Origin of the sequence: Reinekea sp. (assembly GCF_046710285.1) — a bacterium.
GTDB lineage: Bacteria > Pseudomonadota > Gammaproteobacteria > Pseudomonadales > Natronospirillaceae > Reinekea.
In genome coordinates this window covers 111,856-129,292 of the sequence record NZ_JBKEGY010000005.1, presented here as the reverse complement: position 1 = coordinate 129,292, position 17,437 = coordinate 111,856, and the positions used below count along the sequence as shown (strand labels likewise).

The 17,437-nt window shown below is 43.4% G+C and carries 18 protein-coding genes; 12 read left to right on the top strand and 6 right to left on the bottom strand.

The features are described 5' to 3' along the window. Positions 1 to 103: 103 nt before the first annotated feature. Both ACI882_RS05610 and ACI882_RS05605 read left to right on the top strand, forming a co-directional pair. Positions 104 to 739 carry a transglycosylase domain-containing protein gene (locus tag ACI882_RS05610; protein WP_411745381.1) on the top strand — a complete coding sequence of 212 codons (636 nt, stop codon included), beginning with the start codon at positions 104 to 106 and terminating at the stop codon, positions 737 to 739. Positions 740 to 883: 144 nt separating this feature from the next. Next, on the top strand, positions 884 to 1,642 hold the full coding sequence (locus ACI882_RS05605) for a substrate-binding periplasmic protein (RefSeq protein WP_411745380.1): 759 nt from the start codon (positions 884 to 886) through the stop codon (positions 1,640 to 1,642). A 235-nt stretch (positions 1,643 to 1,877) separates the two neighbouring features. Here ACI882_RS05605 and ACI882_RS05600 read toward each other — a convergent pair whose 3' ends face one another. Then, positions 1,878 to 2,366, bottom strand: a complete 489-nt coding sequence (locus ACI882_RS05600; RefSeq protein ID WP_411745379.1) for a YajQ family cyclic di-GMP-binding protein — start codon at positions 2,364 to 2,366, stop codon at positions 1,878 to 1,880. A 47-nt stretch (positions 2,367 to 2,413) separates the two neighbouring features. After that, positions 2,414 to 2,827 carry a MerR family transcriptional regulator gene (locus ACI882_RS05595; RefSeq protein ID WP_411745378.1) on the bottom strand — a complete coding sequence of 138 codons (414 nt, stop codon included), beginning with the start codon at positions 2,825 to 2,827 and terminating at the stop codon, positions 2,414 to 2,416. Positions 2,828 to 2,993: 166 nt separating this feature from the next. On the opposite strand from ACI882_RS05595, the gene ACI882_RS05590 reads away from it, so the two are divergent. From ACI882_RS05590 to ACI882_RS05575, 4 genes are all read left to right on the top strand, one after another. Beyond that, positions 2,994 to 3,845: a 3-hydroxybutyryl-CoA dehydrogenase gene (locus tag ACI882_RS05590; protein ID WP_411745377.1), complete on the top strand. Its 852-nt coding sequence runs from the start codon at positions 2,994 to 2,996 to the stop codon at positions 3,843 to 3,845. Between the two features lie 100 nt (positions 3,846 to 3,945). Beyond that, positions 3,946 to 7,281, top strand: coding sequence for a methylmalonyl-CoA mutase family protein (locus ACI882_RS05585; RefSeq protein WP_411746753.1), 3,336 nt, complete (start codon positions 3,946 to 3,948; stop codon positions 7,279 to 7,281). Positions 7,282 to 7,371: 90 nt separating this feature from the next. After that, a complete protein-coding gene (locus tag ACI882_RS05580; protein ID WP_411744974.1) occupies positions 7,372 to 7,746 on the top strand; it encodes a glutaredoxin in 375 nt (124 codons plus the stop codon). Between the two features lie 164 nt (positions 7,747 to 7,910). Beyond that, positions 7,911 to 8,975, top strand: coding sequence for a hypothetical protein (locus tag ACI882_RS05575; RefSeq protein ID WP_411744975.1), 1,065 nt, complete (start codon positions 7,911 to 7,913; stop codon positions 8,973 to 8,975). Between the two features lie 60 nt (positions 8,976 to 9,035). On the opposite strand, the gene ACI882_RS05570 is transcribed toward ACI882_RS05575, so the two are convergent. Then, positions 9,036 to 9,980, bottom strand: a complete 945-nt coding sequence (locus ACI882_RS05570) for a TRM11 family SAM-dependent methyltransferase (protein ID WP_411744976.1) — start codon at positions 9,978 to 9,980, stop codon at positions 9,036 to 9,038. 147 nt (positions 9,981 to 10,127) lie between these two features. After that, complete coding sequence (locus tag ACI882_RS05565) at positions 10,128 to 11,258, bottom strand: sterol desaturase family protein (protein WP_411744977.1); 1,131 nt, start codon at positions 11,256 to 11,258, stop codon at positions 10,128 to 10,130. A 170-nt stretch (positions 11,259 to 11,428) separates the two neighbouring features. Between ACI882_RS05565 and ACI882_RS05560 the strand changes: the two genes are divergently transcribed. The 6 genes from ACI882_RS05560 (at position 11,429) to ACI882_RS05535 (ending at position 14,637) form a co-directional block, all read left to right on the top strand. Beyond that, positions 11,429 to 12,034: a flavin reductase family protein gene (locus ACI882_RS05560; protein ID WP_411744978.1), complete on the top strand. Its 606-nt coding sequence runs from the start codon at positions 11,429 to 11,431 to the stop codon at positions 12,032 to 12,034. Between the two features lie 67 nt (positions 12,035 to 12,101). After that, a complete protein-coding gene (locus ACI882_RS05555; RefSeq protein ID WP_411744979.1) occupies positions 12,102 to 12,827 on the top strand; it encodes a DUF1538 family protein in 726 nt (241 codons plus the stop codon). Further along, positions 12,827 to 13,597: a DUF1538 domain-containing protein gene (locus tag ACI882_RS05550; RefSeq protein WP_411744985.1), complete on the top strand. Its 771-nt coding sequence runs from the start codon at positions 12,827 to 12,829 to the stop codon at positions 13,595 to 13,597. Before ACI882_RS05555 ends, ACI882_RS05550 begins: the two co-directional genes overlap by 1 nt. A 41-nt stretch (positions 13,598 to 13,638) precedes the next feature. Beyond that, positions 13,639 to 13,989: a P-II family nitrogen regulator gene (locus ACI882_RS05545; RefSeq protein ID WP_411744980.1), complete on the top strand. Its 351-nt coding sequence runs from the start codon at positions 13,639 to 13,641 to the stop codon at positions 13,987 to 13,989. Further along, entirely contained in the window at positions 13,986 to 14,378 is a 393-nt protein-coding gene (locus ACI882_RS05540) for a CBS domain-containing protein (RefSeq protein WP_411744981.1), read from the top strand. The genes ACI882_RS05545 and ACI882_RS05540 overlap by 4 nt, the downstream gene beginning before the upstream one ends. 37 nt (positions 14,379 to 14,415) lie before the next feature. Further along, positions 14,416 to 14,637, top strand: coding sequence for a DUF4862 family protein (locus ACI882_RS05535; RefSeq protein WP_411744982.1), 222 nt, complete (start codon positions 14,416 to 14,418; stop codon positions 14,635 to 14,637). Between the two features lie 33 nt (positions 14,638 to 14,670). Here the strand turns inward: ACI882_RS05535 and ACI882_RS05530 are convergent, their stop codons facing one another. Together ACI882_RS05530 and ACI882_RS05525 are read right to left on the bottom strand one after the other, a co-directional pair. Beyond that, entirely contained in the window at positions 14,671 to 16,422 is a 1,752-nt protein-coding gene (locus ACI882_RS05530; protein WP_411744983.1) for an AMP-dependent synthetase/ligase, read from the bottom strand. A 76-nt stretch (positions 16,423 to 16,498) separates the two neighbouring features. Beyond that, positions 16,499 to 17,344, bottom strand: coding sequence for a helix-turn-helix transcriptional regulator (locus ACI882_RS05525; protein WP_411746386.1), 846 nt, complete (start codon positions 17,342 to 17,344; stop codon positions 16,499 to 16,501). Positions 17,345 to 17,437: the final 93 nt, after the last annotated feature.

Sequence of the window (17,437 nt, the reverse complement as noted above, 5' to 3'; positions counted from 1 at the left end):
TTTTATCAGCAGCAGAAAGCACTCAGTGAAAAGACTCCAATTTAAATGGGAACTATTTAGTTTTAAAAAGACAGTCAAATGGCTGGCAAGCATAGTGCTGTTTATGGCCCTCATTGACGCTGCGTATTTGGCGACTATTTGGCCCAATTGGGAAGAGTTGGCAAGTGGCACTATTCCAGAATCTAGCTTTATAAAAAGCTATCGATTTCAACTCGAACAAAACCCTGACCTACCGCCACTTAGGTGGACTCCGGTGAGCTACGGACAAATTCCAAGGCTCATGCGACGAACCGTTGTGGTGGCAGAAGATGCACGTTTTTACTCACATAACGGCATAGACTTACAGGCTATTAAAGACGTGATGGCTTACAACTGGTCGCAGCGAAAGTTTCTCTTTGGTGGCAGCACAATTTCACAACAAACCGTTAAAAATCTATTTCTAAGTGCCTCACGTAACCCATTACGCAAATGGCATGAAGTTGTTCTGACCTTAGCAATGGAGCGCCAATTAAAAAAGTCGACCATCATAAATTTGTATTTGAATGTTGCTGAGTTTGGTACGGGGCTCTACGGAGTTGAAGCGGCAGCGCGACACTATTGGCAAAAACCAGCTGCTTGGCTTACCCAAAAGCAAGCTATTGAATTGGCCGCCTCATTGCCGGCACCAAAACATCATAATCCGCAATCCCGAACAATATTTTTTAGCAATAAAGTTAGTAAAATATCAAAATACTTTTAGTTAGCCTTCACTAATGTATTTGGTAATGAACTTTATGAACTTAATAGCCAAAAAGCATAATAAAGTTTCTATGATTTTATAATTTATCTGCGGTTTCACTGCGTTACATTCCTTTCTCAAAATAAAAACTATAAGGATTAGCCCGTGAAGGCGTCATCTCTACTGAATTTAATAATAAGCTCAGCTCTCTATATCATTTCTAGCAGCGCACTACAGGCTGCAACTTTTGAAGTGCATTGTCGAGATCGGTCACCAGAACTCATTCCCACTCGGCTAGCCTGTATCGGACCTGTTGCCGATATTGTTGAACTGGCCTTAAAGCGTATTGGACACAGTGTTAACTGGCAGCACAAAACTTGGGATGAAACGATTGTCATGGCCGAGACCGGCAAAGTTGATTTATTGCTTCGGCATTCCATGAGTTCAGAACGAGCACAGTTTTTAGATGAAGTGGCCTATGGCTATGAAATCAGAAAGGTTTACTACTATTTATCTCCCTCATTTGCCGGGGATGTCAGTACTCAAGCGGAATTGAACCCACTAAAAGTAGGCGCATTGGAAGGCAGTATTTATTCGGCTGAATTTGCCGAGAATACCCAGATTAATAAGGTAGAGTATTCAAGTACGAATGAGCTGGTCGAAGCGTTGGAGTCTGGTACGGTTGATGCCGTTGTAACATCATCTGCACATGATATGGACCGGATCAATATTGTACCTTTAGCAAGACGAGCTGCGTATGTAGAAAATTTTTATAACGGACGTTTTGTCAGTATTCCAAAAGAATCTAAACGCTCCAAATACTTCCCAGCGTTTGAACAAGCTATTTTAGATATGGCAAAATCTGGCGAAGTGACTCAGATTTTTGAAAGATACGGGTTAGACGCACCAGATCAGTTGCAGTAGGGCGGGTTTAGTTAAAAATAATATGCCCCATAGTTTAGAAGCGGCTCATTGCTTGGAATTCGGGTGATTGAAACATGGATGTTTCAATCAAGCCCCCATGGACGGGGGTATTGGGCGGCATCCCGAGCGACCGAAATTTCAAGCAATGAGCCGCTGAAGCCTGCCTAACCTCTGAGATATTCATGGGACAACAGTGATGCGGTGTATGATCGGGAATACACCGCATAGTTTATGGCTAGTCTCTAAAATTATTAAACTGTAAATCTTGATCAATTTTTTCTTCGCGCAGTAATGCCATAACGCCTTGTAGGTCATCACGCTTTTTTCCTTCAACGCGAACTTTATCGCCCTGAATTGTGGCTTTAACTTTTGCACCTTTTTCTTTAATCAGCTTCACAATTTGTCGAGCGGTTGATTGTTCAAGACCATTTTTAAACTTCATGTTTAATGTGAAGGTTTTACCGGTATGAACCGGTTCGTCTTCAACTTCAGCAAAAGCGGCACTAATGCCTCTTTTAACGCAGTTTTTAGCCGCAATTTCTTCTAACTGTCGTACTTGGAAGTCTGAATCGCACTTCAGGGTGATGGTGTCGTCACCGACGAGTTCAATACTGGCATCAACGCCACGAAAATCGAAGCGGGTGGCTAGCTCACGATTGGCGTTGTCGGCTGCGTTTCTTAATTCTTCTTTATCGACTTCAGAGACAATATCAAATGTCGGCATCAAGCGTTCCTTAGGGTTGAAAGTTAGCGAATGACTCAAGCTTAAATCTAACCTTCAGGTTCAGCAACCTTTCCATGCTTAGCAATAGCCGTCTTACATTCGTTTTCAGCACTTTCTAGCTCTATTAAAGTTTGTTCAAGGTCTTCTTTTTGCTGTAATAAGGTTTTTTTATGACCTTGAAGCGTTTCTAAGTACACTTGTAATTGCGGAAGCTTGTCGTTTGGCGTCTCATACAGACTGACTAAGCGTACAATTTCATCTAGGCTGAATCCGAGCCTTTTACCCCTAAGAATGAGCTTTAAGCGAGCCTTATCACGTTTGTGATAAATTCGTCGCTGGCCTTGTCGAGTAGGAAGGACCAGCCCTTTATCTTCATAAAAACGAATGGTTCGCGTGGTAATGTCGAATTCATCAGCTAAATCACGGATGCTAAAGGTATCGTTTTGATCGTTTTTAGTCATAAGGCTCGTTACTAATTGTTATCGGGTTGATGAGTGTCAGGTCTGTTGCGAATTATTTACTGGATACTGTTTAGGTTCAATCCCTAACAAGTTGACGCTAACGTAAACGAAAGCTAGGCTGTTACGCAAGTAGCTTGGCTAATAATCTCGGCAGGAGCAAATAAATATGACAATCAAACAGGTAGGTGTACTCGGCGCAGGCACCATGGGCAGTGGTATTGCTCAGGTTTTCGCGCAAAACGGATTTCAAGTGCAGCTTGTTGATAATCAGCCAAGCCATCTGCAAAATGCCATCGTTAAAATTCAAGCAGGGCTACAAAAGTGTGTTGATAAAGGGGTTATCAGCGCTGAACAAGCCAAAACCGGCTTAACAAGCGTCCATACCAGCCCACAAATGGACATCTTTGCCCAGTGTGACCTAGTAATAGAGGCCGTTACCGAAGAAGAACCCACTAAAATTGCCTTATTTCAAAGTATTGATCGTATTTGCCCAGACCATACGATTCTAGCCTCAAACACCAGCGCTATTTCATTAACACGCATGGCAGCCGCAACTAAGCGCCCAGATCGCTTTATGGGCATGCATTTTATGAACCCTGTTCCGGTGATGCAGTTAGTAGAGCTAATTCGTGCCCTACAAACTAGCGATGAAACATTCCAAGCACTGCAAGAAATTAGCTTAAAGCTGAACAAAACCGCGGTTACAGTGAAAGATAACCCTGGTTTTGTGTCCAACCGAATTCTAATGCCCATGATCAATGAAGCCATTTACACGCTTTATGAGGGTGTTGCGACTATCGAAGATATAGATGCCGTGATGAAGCTTGGTATGAACCATCCCATGGGCCCTTTGAAGCTCGCTGATATGATTGGTTTAGATACCTGTTTATTTATTATGAACGTACTGCAAGACGGATTTAAAGACAGTAAATATCGACCCTGTCCATTATTACAACAAATGGTTGATGCCGGTTACTACGGCAAAAAGAGTGGTAAAGGTTTTTACGAATACGACTAGGCAACCCTTAGCGTATAGATAAACGCCACTCTAGGTCATCAAACAAAAACAAAAGAATACGCAGCTTACCCAGCGTAGCGTAACAAGACCGGAGAGAAATATGAGTGACGTGCAACCACTACGCGTGGTCACTGCTGCGAGCCTGTTCGATGGCCACGATGCAGCCATAAACGTAATGCGGCGACTAATTCAAGACCGAGGCTGTGAGGTTATACATCTAGGTCACAACCGCAGTGTTGACGATATTGTAAAAGCTGCTCTGCAAGAAGACGCCGATGCCATTGCCATCAGCTCATACCAAGGTGGTCATTGTGAGTTTTTTAAATATTTAGTCGACCTGCTTAAAGCGGCCGGTGCCGAGCACATTACTATTATTGGCGGTGGCGGCGGAACCATCACCTTAGAAGAAATAGCTGAGCTACATGCCTATGGTGTTGCGCGTATCTACCACCCAACCGATGGCATGAAAATGGGCTTGGTCGGCATGATCGACGACGTTGTTGATATTTGTAAGCAGCAAAAAGCAACCCGCATAGAACAGCTATCAAAAAACGCCCACCCTCACTTACAGCACGCCCGTGAAATTACTTTGATTGAGCAAGAACTTGCGAAAGTGCATGAAACCACGCGCGGCTGTCCAACCATTGGTCTAACAGGAACCGGCGGTGCCGGTAAATCTAGCTTAACCGATGAGCTCGTTTTACGTTTTGCCACGCAATTCCCAGATCGAAAATTTGCCGTATTAGCCGTAGACCCAACACGACGACGTACAGGGGGCGCGTTATTGGGTGACCGTATTCGCATGAACAGTTTACGTCAGCCTAATGTGGTGTTCCGCAGCATGGCAACACGCCGCCAGCATTTATCGACAAACGAAGTATTAAGCGATGTGATCACCGCGATGAGTCACCAAGGTTTTGATTTAATCTTTGTTGAAACCGCGGGTATTGGCCAAAGTGATTCCGCCATTGTTGATTTAGTTGACTTACCCGGCTATGTCATGACGCCAGAGTATGGCGCGGCAAGCCAGTTAGAAAAAATCGACATGATCGATCTAGCGCAGTGGATCGTGATTAATAAATTTGATCGCAAAGGCGCAGACGATGCACTGCGTGATGTCCGCAAACAATGGCGACGTAACCGCAATGAATTTGCAATAGCCGATGGTGAAGTTCCGGTATTTGCAACCATTGCTAGCCACTTTTTAGACCCCGGTGTGAACGGTTTGTTTAACGCCTTGTGTGCCTTAGTCGCAGAAAAAACAGAGCAAAGCTGGCAAGCTGATTTGCCAGCAGGCCAACCGGAAAGCCACATACTTATCCCTGGCAAACAACAACGCTATTTAGCTGAAATTGCTGAACAAGGCCGTTCAATGAACCAACGAGTTCAGCAGCAAGCAGGCATTGCCGCACAAGCAGAACATTTATTTGAAAGCATCAAGGTCTTAGGAATAACGGTGAGTGAACCACTGCAAGTTATTGAGCCTGGCACTAACAGTGATGCCTTCGCGCCGCTGATCGAAAAGTACAATCAACAGATAACTCAACTCGATCAAGACAGTCGCGCGGCCATTTCTTCTTGGCACGAAAGAATGACCGGAGTTAGCTCAGAAAAATTCCAATACCAAGTACGCAATAAAACCATTGAAGGCGATAACTATCGTGAGAGTTTAAGTCAAAATAAAATTCCAAAGGTAGTCGCTAATAGCAAAACCGACTGGGGTGAGCGTGTTAAGTTTACTGGCCTAGAAAACCTAGCGGGCCACTTCCCATACACGGCCGGAGTTTACCCGTATCGTCGTGAGGGTGAAGACCCAACCAGAATGTTTGCTGGTGAAGGCACACCAGAACGAACTAACCGACGCTTTCATTATCTATCATTAGGGCAAGCAGCTGCGCGTTTATCAACTGCTTTTGACTCGGTTACTCTTTATGGCGAAGACCCCAATCAGCGCCCTGATATTTATGGCAAGGTAGGCAACAGCGGTGTTTCAATCGCGACCTTAGATGACATGAAGAAGCTATACTCCGGCTTTGACCTGTGTGCGTCGACAACCTCCGTTTCCATGACCATCAATGGCCCAGCACCGGTTATATTGGCCATGTTTTTAAACACCGCCATTGACCAGCAAATAGAATTACATCTGAAAGAAACCGATCAGTGGGATTCCGCACAAGATAAAATTAAATCGATCACCGGTAAGCAGCCGCCAACCTATCACGGTGACTTACCTGAATGTCATAATGGTTTAGGGCTAGGTTTACTTGGCGTGAGTGGTGAGTTGTTGGTAGATGAAACGACATACCAAACCATCAAGAAAGAGACTTTACAGCGTGTACGTGGAACCGTGCAGGCTGACATATTAAAAGAAGATCAAGCGCAGAATACCTGTATTTTCTCCACCGAATTTGCACTGCACCTAATGGGCGATGTACAAGCTTGGTTTATTGACGAGAGCGTTCGCAATTTCTATTCCGTCAGTGTCAGCGGTTATCATATTGCCGAAGCCGGCGCGAACCCCATTACGCAGTTAGCCTTCACGTTAGCGAATGGCTTTACCTTGGTTGAGTATTACCGTGCTCGTGGCCTAGAAGTGAATGATTTTGCACCTAACCTAAGCTTCTTTTTTAGTAACGGTATGGACCCTGAATATGCCGTGATCGGCAGAGTGGCTCGGCGAATTTGGTCTCGTGCCATGCGTGATCGCTATGGCGCCAATGCTCGCTCGCAAATGATGAAGTATCATATCCAAACCTCTGGCCGCTCATTGCATGCCCAAGAGATTCAATTCAATGATATTCGAACCACCTTGCAAGCCATGTATGCCTTGTTCGATAACTGCAATAGTTTGCATACCAATGCCTTCGATGAAGCCATTACTACGCCGACTGAAGAAAGCGTACGTCGCGCTGTGGCGATTCAGCTAATTATCAACAAAGAACTCGGTTTGAACCAAATTGAAAACCCATTACAGGGTTCGTTCGCGATTGAATATTTAACTGATATGGTTGAAGAGGCTGTCTATACCGAGTTTGATCGACTCAGTGATCGAGGCGGTGTGTTAGGCGCAATGGATACCATGTATCAACGTAGCAAAATTCAAGATGAGTCGATGATCTACGAGCATAAAAAACACTCTGGCGAACTGCCTTTAATTGGCGTGAATACCTATAAAGGCAAGTCAACTGAGCCAGATGAACCTATTGAACTAGCTCGATCGACACTGGCTGAGAAAGATCAACAAATTACCGAGCTTGAGCGCTTTCATAAATTACACCGTGCAACTGTTCAGGCTGAACTCGTTAGCTTGCAAAAATGCGCAAGGGCTCAAAGCAACCTGTTTGATCAGCTTATGCATTCAGTAAAACATGCCAGCTTAGGGCAAATTAGCCATGCTCTCTATGAGGTAGGTGGTGAATATAGAAGAAATGTCTAGGAAAACTCATTATGTGACTTTAGGTGGATAGAAATAAATCACATTAGGTCTCATGATGCTGGACACACACCCACTTATAAGCACATTAAAATGACTAGACGACTATTAGCGATAGAAAATGTTCATACTGACATACTGAAGAAACTGGGTGGAGGTCACACCGATGTTGTCGATGAAGTTATTGCTGCCGTTGAAGCCACCACTGTGGTGGTGGTCGGTATGAAACAAAACCCCTTTGTAAAAAAGGCCCGTAAACTACTTGACGCTCAAAATGTCAGCTTTAAGTACTTAGAATATGGTAGTTACTTTAATTTCTGGAAGCCGCGCTTAGCTATTAAAATGTGGTCTGGTTTTAATACATTTCCGCAGGTGTTTGTGAATGGAACCCTCATTGGTGGCTACAGTGACACTAAGCGCCTGGTTGAAAGTGGTGCATTGACCGAACTACTTAAAACGTCAGACTAAACTAAAACGTGATTTACTTCTCAGTTTCTTAGTGGGAAAAGGAGTTTCCACTCTGAAATAACAATTAATAGTGGTTTGGCTAATTATAATGCTGTCTTTAGTGGCTGGATTTTGTAAAATCAGCGCGGTTAAAATTCACCTCAAACAGTTAAAAGGACTCCACTGTGAAACACGCTTTCCCTATCCTCCTAGCCGGACTCGTTACGACGGCATGCCAAACTCAACAAGTTGATAACTCGCCTAAAGTTGCGGTTGCAAAAATTAATGCCGAGTTCTCTATTAATGGTAGTTTGCTTCCAGATTTTTATGGTGAACAAGTGGTGTATACAACACCAGAGAAACGCTCAATTCGAGACGACATTAAGTTCGACAGTTTTTTGATGAAGTGGGCAAACTCAGATGAAGCGACTATCGCCCGTTTAGATTTAAACAAAGCCTACAGTGTTGATTATAAAAAAGAGCGTTACTCTGAATGCGAATTAAGTGGCTGCAATGAAGTTTCATTTCTTGATCAACTCAAAGAATCAGATGAAAGTGACGATACCGAAGAATATCAAGACTATGAAGAGCTTGGCTGTCAGGTTGATTTAGTGACCAATGATTTTAACGTTACTCAAACAGGTAAAAAGCGTAAACTCAATGGCTTTGATGTAGAGCAGTATCAGGTACTTTGGACAACCGAATACCAAGATACTCAAGGACAAAAAGACGTAAATTTAATTAGCTTTGACTTTTGGACAACCACGCCAAATGCCAATATTAATGAGGTTTGGGATATTCACGGTCAATTCCAAGACTCTATTTCCAAAACAGTCACTAGCGATCCATTAGTTCGGCTATTAGGACCAAAAGGGTATAAGGCGATTGCTGCGTTTACGGGCGATACTAACAACCAAGAAAATCAATTTGGGGGCGTCATTGGTAAAGAGCTAGCGAAAGTGAAAGGCTACCCGATATCGATTAAGTTTGAATGGACTCGAAACTCTCAAGCGTGCCAGGCTGAAAAGCAAGCCCAATCTGACAAGCTTAATTTAGAGGGTGGTATTGAAGGCGTTGGTAAGCAATTACTTGGTAACTTTGCGAAAAAGAGTACAGACAAGTTAATGGACAGCTGGAAGAAAAAGCCACTGGTTCGTTATGTCTATGAAATCAAATCGGTTGCAATGGCGACAGCTCACGAAAGTAACTTTGACGTACCTGCAGGCTATGATTTAGTCGATCGTCAGTAAAATTTAGTGAAGGTCTAATCAGGTATCGATGGCTATGTCCGCCATCGATACCATTGTTTCTTAAGCGTGTTTAAACACAATAATGTCACGAACAATAGATTCGCTCATGCGGTGAGGCGCAGTAAAGCTTTGCGCTATTAACCCGTTGTTTTCAAAACATTCAATGAGGTCAGTACGTTTTGGTATATAGCTGTTAAAGGCTAAAACGATGACACCGTCCTTCTTGAGTAGCTTTTTCCAATCGGCAATACATTCGGCTAATACAGAAATAGGGTTGCGAGTTTTATCGGTGGTAAAATGTTGAACGCCATAAGGCAGGTCGCTAATGATTAGATCAAATTTTTCGCTTTTGATCAGCGTAGCAGCTTCTCGGCTGTCACCATTGATGATTCTAAAATTCTGCTCTTCAACGGTAAACTCTAAGAACTTCCCCAAGCCTTTTTTGTTTGCTTTGCCTATAAATCCTTCCATCATTTTATGACGTTGGCGATGCAGCTTGGTCCATTTCTTAAGCCCTTGACGAAGATCTTCAATGGCCTTTACATCTTGCTCAATACCTTTAGCGCTTAAACCATAGCGCATAGCCCAAAGCATGGTTGTACCACGACCACACATCGGGTCTAGTAAGGTTGGCTGTTCAGTACCTTTAGGTAAGTAAGATAATCCGACATTCAGCAATAGCTGAGTTAAATGTTCATTGGTTTTACCTCGGTACTTAGATCCAAAAACGAAATCTTCGTGAAGGTTGTACTTACTGGCAACATCAATAGGGATAAATTGGTCACCATCGATCTCAAAAACACCTAGGACGAATGACAGCCGCAGTACTTGAGTTAGTAGTGACTCATCAAGAGAAGCAACTAAAAACTGTAAGTTACCTATGACTCGATGCTCAAGAGTTTGCTCACCAAAAACGGCTTGAAACTCAGCGCTCGCAACAAGTAACGTATCTTTAAAGTAAGCGCCATTTGCCTGCGGATTTATCAATAGTGCGAAATTCTTCAACGAACCTTTACCTCTGTGTTTGCTCTTTAGTAGTAAAAGAGCCGTTTTAATTAGAATTCACAGAGTATAACGGTTAATGCGCTTTTTGTTCAGTCAACTTTTCATAACAAGCTATGTAGCCACTGACTTCAAAGCGCCTAGTTTGTATTAGTTGAAGAACTTACGAAACGGATACCAAAACTGGTTAAAGAAACCGCGCGGTAGTGGGCGAGTTGTGCCATATACTGCCGGCCAAACCCCTTTAGGCATGTGGTAGGTGCCAAACAGCCAATCAAACAATGTGGTATGCGCAGCGTAATTGGTGTCAATAGCTGGGGCTTCTGAGCTATGGTGCCAATGGTGAAATTGCGGCGTAACAATAAGGTACTTTAAAGGTCCCCAATGCAGCTTTAAGTTACAGTGAATAACAATGGCTTGAATTGCGGCAATGAGCACATAAATATCTAATGCGGCTTTGTCAGCACCAAGCAAATGCAACATTACCAAAACCATACTGCGTTCTACAAAGGTTTGTACAACATGAGAGCGAGAGCCCGCTAACCAGTCCATAGTTTCAACAGAGTGATGAACAGCATGGAAAGGCCAAAGTTTACTGTTTTCGTGGAATAAACGATGCTCCCAATACAAGACAAAGTCAGCACATATCACTAGCAGTAAAACTTGGACTGCAATTGGCAGGGCCTGTACATATTGATGTACGGCTTCATTGGCCACCCAATCGAAGTAACTCACCGTATAGTTACCCACCAATAAAATAATTGAGATGAGGAGGTGATTGACACAAAAATAGAAGAAATCTGTTTTCCATTCGTCGCGCAGAATAACTTGGTCGCGGTACTTCGGGAATAACTTCTCAAGCGTGGTGAAAATTACGATAGAGCCTAAAAGCGCAATAATGAGCCAATCTACTCCTAATGAGAGTGGTTTGGGTGCAACTGGCCCAACAGGAACCACATAGCCACCTAAGCCCATAGCAATTAAGGTAAGAGATGCACCAGCAAAGCCTAGGCGCTTCTTCTTGTTGATAATAAAGTTCGAGATACCAAACCCAAGCGATAACCACATGCCGTACTTTAATAGACTTTGTAAGCTGCTAGCATCGTATACGGCACGCAGTTCAGTGGTAGTCAAATAAGAAGGAAATAAATAAGCCAAAACAGCAAGCAAACTTAAGCCGCCTAAAAATAATGAGCAGTAGCCGCCAAAACGACCATTTTCTAAACGAAGTTCTTTGTCTGGTCGAGGCGTAACGTGACGGTTCTTATAGTTGTATAGCATCAGTGTGCTCCTAATGTTGATATCGCAATAGTATTTTATTTATAGCTTAATAATAAATAAAAATATTAAAAGTAGCGTATAAGTGTCTCTTGGTAGCAATATACGCAACCTTTAGTCATGGGCCCGACATTGCCTTATACTCTTTTCATGCAACTTAATGGGTGATCAACATGCGTTTTGACCTTGCCGACTTAGAAAAACCACAAATATATCGATTATTGACTCACGCCGTCGTGCCTAGACCTATCGCCTGGGTGTTAACCGAAAATGAAGATGGCAGCTTAAATGTGGCGCCTTTTTCGTATTTTAGTGTTGTGTCGTGTGACCCCGCGATCCTGATGATTGCAGTAGGGCATAAGCGAGATGGAACTAAGAAAGATACTTGGAAGAATATTGATATGCGTCACCATTGTGTCATCCATATCGCGAATACTGGTCTTATGGATTCAGTGAATGAAACCGCGCGCGATTTGGCCGCGGGTGAGTCAGAGTTAAACAACATTGAGCACACGCTAGTGGCAGAGGATAACTTCGCGCTACCACGCATAAAAGCGGCACCTATTGCGATGGCGTGTCGCTATCATGATATTCATTTGGTCGGAAATGGGCCGCAAGCTGTTATTTATTTAAAGGTCAAGCATCTCTATGTAAACGATGCGCTGCTGACCGATACGCCCTTTACTATCGATTCGACTAATCTTGACCCTATCTCGAGATTAGGCGGAGACAATTTTGCGTCGCTTGGCGAGATTACGGCTTTAAAACGTCCGAGTTAGTTAGTGATTACTTTTATATAAACGAGAGAGAGAGACCCCTTAGCGGATGATTGGTTTTTTGAGAAACATGTTCAACAGTTTTCGTGATTTACTCCCGATTGTCATCGTCATTCTATTCTTTCAGTTTTTAGTGCTTCAGCAACCCTTACCCGATGTTTTGAACTTAATCGTTGGTGCTTTATTTGTTGTGTTTGGCCTAACGATCTTCATTCAGGGTCTCGAACTGGGCTTATTTCCTATCGGCGAGTCTATGGCTCGTGCCTTTGCCGTCAAAGGAAGTTTGTTTTGGTTGTTGTGCTTTGCCTTTGCGTTGGGTTTTAGCACAACAGTGGCTGAGCCGGCCTTGATTGCCGTGGCTGCAGAGGCTGCCGAAGTTGCGGGTGTTGGCGGTATGATTCCCAATAGCGAGGAGGCCAAAGGAAGCTACGCCTTTGGATTGCGTCTTACGGTTGCTTTAAGCGTCGGCATTGCCTTGTTAATCGGTGTTATGCGAATTCTTAAAGGCTGGCCAATTCATTACATAATCATCGGCGGTTACGTATTAGTGGTACTGACGACGCTTGTTGCGCCAAAAGAAATTATCGGTATTGCTTATGACAGCGGTGGCGTGACAACCTCGACCATCACGGTTCCATTAGTCACCGCGCTTGGTATTGGGTTAGCTTCATCTATCAAAGGACGAAATCCCATGGTCGATGGCTTTGGGCTCATCGCAATGGCATCCTTAACGCCCATCATATTCGTGATGCTTTATGGTGTTGCGATTAATATCATTTACAGTGGACCGATATGATGGAGTTGCTATTTGAGCTGTTAAGGACCATTAAACAAACTGTTTTTGATGTTATTCCAATTGTGAGTATTATTTTTGGCTTTCAATTACTGGTGATACGAAAAAAAATAACCGATATGCCAAAGGTATTATTTGGCTTCTTCCTGGTATTAATTGGTTTATCTTTTTTCTTAGTTGGCCTTGAGCGGGCCTTATTTCCAGTTGGGAAACTGATGGCCGCACAGCTGACAGCACCGAGTTTTATTGGTGAAATGAGCCAAGGTATCGAATGGCAAGCTTATGCCTGGGTGTATCTGTTTGCATTTGCTATCGGAGCGAGCACAACCATAGCCGAGCCTTCATTGATTGCGGTTGCTATCAAAGCCAAAGAAGTCTCCGGTGGTGCGATTGGTATTTGGGGCTTACGCATATCGGTTGCATTAGGCGTTGCCATCGGCATTTCATTAGGCACTTGGCGCATAGTAATGGGTTATCCAATTCATTGGTTTATTATCAGTGGCTATGTCATTGTGATCATACAAACGCTCACCACTCCAAAAATGATTATTCCTCTTGCTTACGATTCTGGAGGCGTGACAACTTCTACTGTGACCGTGCCGCTGGTTGCTGCACTCGGATTAGGTTTGGCTGAAACCATTCCGGATCGTAATCCAATGATCGATGGTTTTGGTCTCATTGCGTTTGCAAGTCTATTCCCAATAATGACCGTGATGGCCTACGCCAAACTGTCAGAAATTAAAGCTAAGCGAGATGAAAGTTCGTTTAAGTAATAACATGCCGGCAACGGTCAATTTATAGAAGAGGTACTGCTATGCGTTTCAAACTGTTGATTGCGTTTGTCGAAGACTCAAAAACCGATATAGTCGTAGAAAGTGCACGTAAAGCAGGCGCAACGGGCTCAACGATTATAAATAATGCTCGTGGTGAAGGCGTAAAAGCAAAGAAAACCTTCTTAGGTTTAAGCTTAGATACTCAGCGAGATGTGATTTTGTTCTTAGTTGAAGAACACCTAGCAAAAACGATATTAGAAACTATTGCTGACACAGGACACTTTGATATGACACCCGGCACTGGAATAGTCTTTCAAATTGATGTTGAAGACGCACTGGGGGTTTCTCATCAAATAAAGGAATTATCCGATATAGTGGAGGAGAAAATATGACTGCTGGCTCATTAACATGCCGAGAAGTTATGAATCAACGCTTTGAAGTTGTTGATGGTTTAATGACGGTCGCTGAAGCCTTGGAATTAATGCACGATAAAGGCTATCGGAAAGTGATTATAAAGCGTCGAGATGATCATGATGAATATGGCATGGTGCAATTGTCAGATATTGCTCATGCGGTTATTGCTACAGATCGCTCACCCGAGCGCGTTAACCTGTATGAAATTATGATTAAACCATTTGTGAGTGTTCGGCCTGAAATGAACGTCAAATATTGCGCACGCTTATTTGAAAGGTATGGGTTAGTGTCTGCCCCCGTGATAGAAAATGATATAGTGGTCGGTATTGTGAGTCATAACGATATTGTCCTAAATTGGTCAAAATAATAATTACAGTTTGGTCTAGGTTAACGAAGAGCTTGTTGTGAAGTATTTTTTAGGTGCATACGCCTCCTCACCTAATGTATCAGGCTGGGATGAGCAGCTAGAAACTCCCTACTATCAGGCGCTTAAGGGTTTTGATAATGTGAAGGGTTTGAAACATCCTTTTTTGGGGATATTGCATGCTCATGATTATGAGTGGTTTCTAGAAAATATAGATCCTAGATGTGAATATAAGGCGAGCCAGCAAAATCGGCCCCAGTGATTAATTGGGACCGATCCGCATTGTCTGTCTGTCTTATAACCCATACATTTTGTCGATGGATTCGGAGAAACGAGCGGAAATGACTTTCCTACGTAACTTTAGCGTTGGCGTTATTTCTCCTTCGGTAATAGAAAATTCACGTACAAGCAGCGTGAAATTCTTTACACGTTCATATTTCGCAAGTTCATGCTGCACTAATTCTAAACGCTGTTTTACGTGCTCAATGATGCTCGAATGTCGTAATAGTTCGACACGATCGGTATAAGTAATATTAATGCTTTGTGCGTATTCTTCTAGAAGCTGCCAAGCTGGCACAATGAGTGCCGAAACAAACTTACGGCTATCAGCAATAACCGCTACCTGCTCAAATAACGGCTCTCTAATGAGCACACCTTCTATTTGCTGCGGGGCAATGTACTTCCCGCCCGATGTTTTCATGAGTTCTTTCAGACGTTCACGGAATACCAAGTTACCCTGCTCATCAATACTGCCAGCGTCACCTGTTTTTAACCAGCCATCTTGAAAAAGCTCTGCGGTGGCTTCTGGGTTTTTGTAGTAGCCAGATGTCATGCATGGGCTGCGGACCAAAATTTCACCCTCTTTGGGGTCTATTTTAATGCTGATATCTTGAATGGGTTTTCCAACCGTGTTGAGTTTATACCCAGTATCAGGAATAAAGGAGACGGTGGCAAAGGTTTCTGTCATACCATAACCAAGTTTGATATTTACGCCTAGGCCCAAGAAAAAACCATGGATTTCTGGATCTAAGGAAGCGCCACCACTTGGCATAAAACGAATGTTGCCGCCGAGTGCTTGTTGGATTTTCTTCCCGACCAACTTAACCGCAATAGCTTGGGATGCTTTGCGATAAACGCCTAGTTTTTTACCTTGTTGAAGTAGTCGCTGGTTGCGTAAGACACGAAAACTAGCCCAATTGAGAATTGCCAGGTTGACCACCCCTGCCTTTTTGGCTTTAGCAAAAATGCCAGCGTGAATTTTTTCAAAAATTCGGGGTACGGCGCAGAAAACGTGAGGTTTAACGTCTAAAAGAGAGGCCTGTAATTCATTAACATTAGCAAGGTAGTGATTGTGGACTCCAAGATAAAGAGTAACGAAAGTCCAGCCCCGTTCATAGACATGGCTTAACGGCAGCACTGCAAGTGATCGGTCAGTGTCAGAATAGTCTAAGCTTTCTAGATGTACTTTAATCACAGCCATTAGGTTTCCATGATTAAGCATCACGCCTTTTGGGTCACCTGTTGTACCGCTGGTATAAATGATCGTTAATAGATCTTCTTTGTTAGGCTTATAAATACTCAGGGCTTTGACACGGACTGAACCAGATTGCTGCCAATGTTCAAAACTTGGCAAGTTATGTTCTGTCGAACCGAAGCTTATTGCATTGATGGTTTGGCTAAGCTTCGGTTTTGCTTCAACAAAAGTATTAATAAGTTTCGCATCGACAAACAGCACTTTGGCGCCACTGTGGTCGAGTATATATTGCAGCTGATTTGGGCTGGAGGTTGCATAAACCGGTACGCTAACGGCTCCAAGATAAATACAGGCAAAATCAACGATGGTCCATTCGATTGAGTTGTCTGCAAAAATAGCAATACGGTCACCCTGTGCTACGCCGTCTGCTTGCAGTTGGCGAGCGGTCAGCTCAACTTGCTGCCAAAGTTGGCGCCAAGTAACGTGACGCCACGTATCATCCAGCTTTTGTGAAATCGCATTAATGTCCGGGCGTGTTTGGGCATGGTGATGTATTTTCTCAATATAGTGCACTTACACCTCGATTCGGCTGATGCCATAATTAATATACGGGCGTATATTATGCACGAATCAGACAGTTGTCGCTGTGTTATGTCAACTTATGCGCAATATTTCGTTCAAGCAGTCGAAAAGCGCTTGGGCTTGTGCCAACTTCTTTTTTAAAGCGATTTGAAAAATTGAAGGCATCGGAAAAGCCAACCCGTTGGGCTAACTCAGTGATAGGCCAATCGGTCAGTGTTAGTAATTGCTTGGCTCTATCGATGCGCAAATCACGGATTACTTGTTTTGGGCTTTTGCCAAAGCGTTCTTTACAGAGCCGATACAAGTGGGGTTCCGAATAGTAGGTTAAGTGGGCAATGTCTGCGACGGTCCAAGGCTTGTGTAGCGATTGGTTCACTTGGCTAAACGCGGCTGTGAGGCGGTCCTCTTTTTCGGTGGGATGCGCTTTGAGGTTTATTTCAATATAGCGTGCCAGTTGTTGCAAACTTTGCTCTCGAAAAGAGCCGTCAAGATTCCGTTCTTGATCGATCACATGGCAAAGGTGGAATATGTTTAAAGCCTGTGCAGTTGGTCTGATAACGGCTTTGCTGGGAACAATGGCTTGCCAATTTATTTTTTCCGGTAACAGTATCCAACACATATCCCAATGATCATCGTCTATTTCAAAGCGATAGTTGGTTCTGGCAGGCAGGACGGTCATAGAACTGGGTTCTATATATTGCTCGCCTGCTTCTGTTGTTAACTTACCTTGCCCTGATGTTGTAAAAAGTAAGGTATGCAAATTGAGCTGAGTACGTTCGATAACATAAGGTGGCTTTAAATGTGCAATACCCGCCATGTGAATTTGATGCAAGGTCATTTCAGGCAATACATCGCTGGTTAGAAATATTTCAAAGCATTCTTCACCAATTTCTAAATGATTTGAAAACTTCATTGTTTTAGTTCCTTGGTGGCTTGAAGGATGATAGTTTTTAACATGCCAATAATAGTTCTAACCATAGCGTTTCTCCAGTATAAACCTAAACTT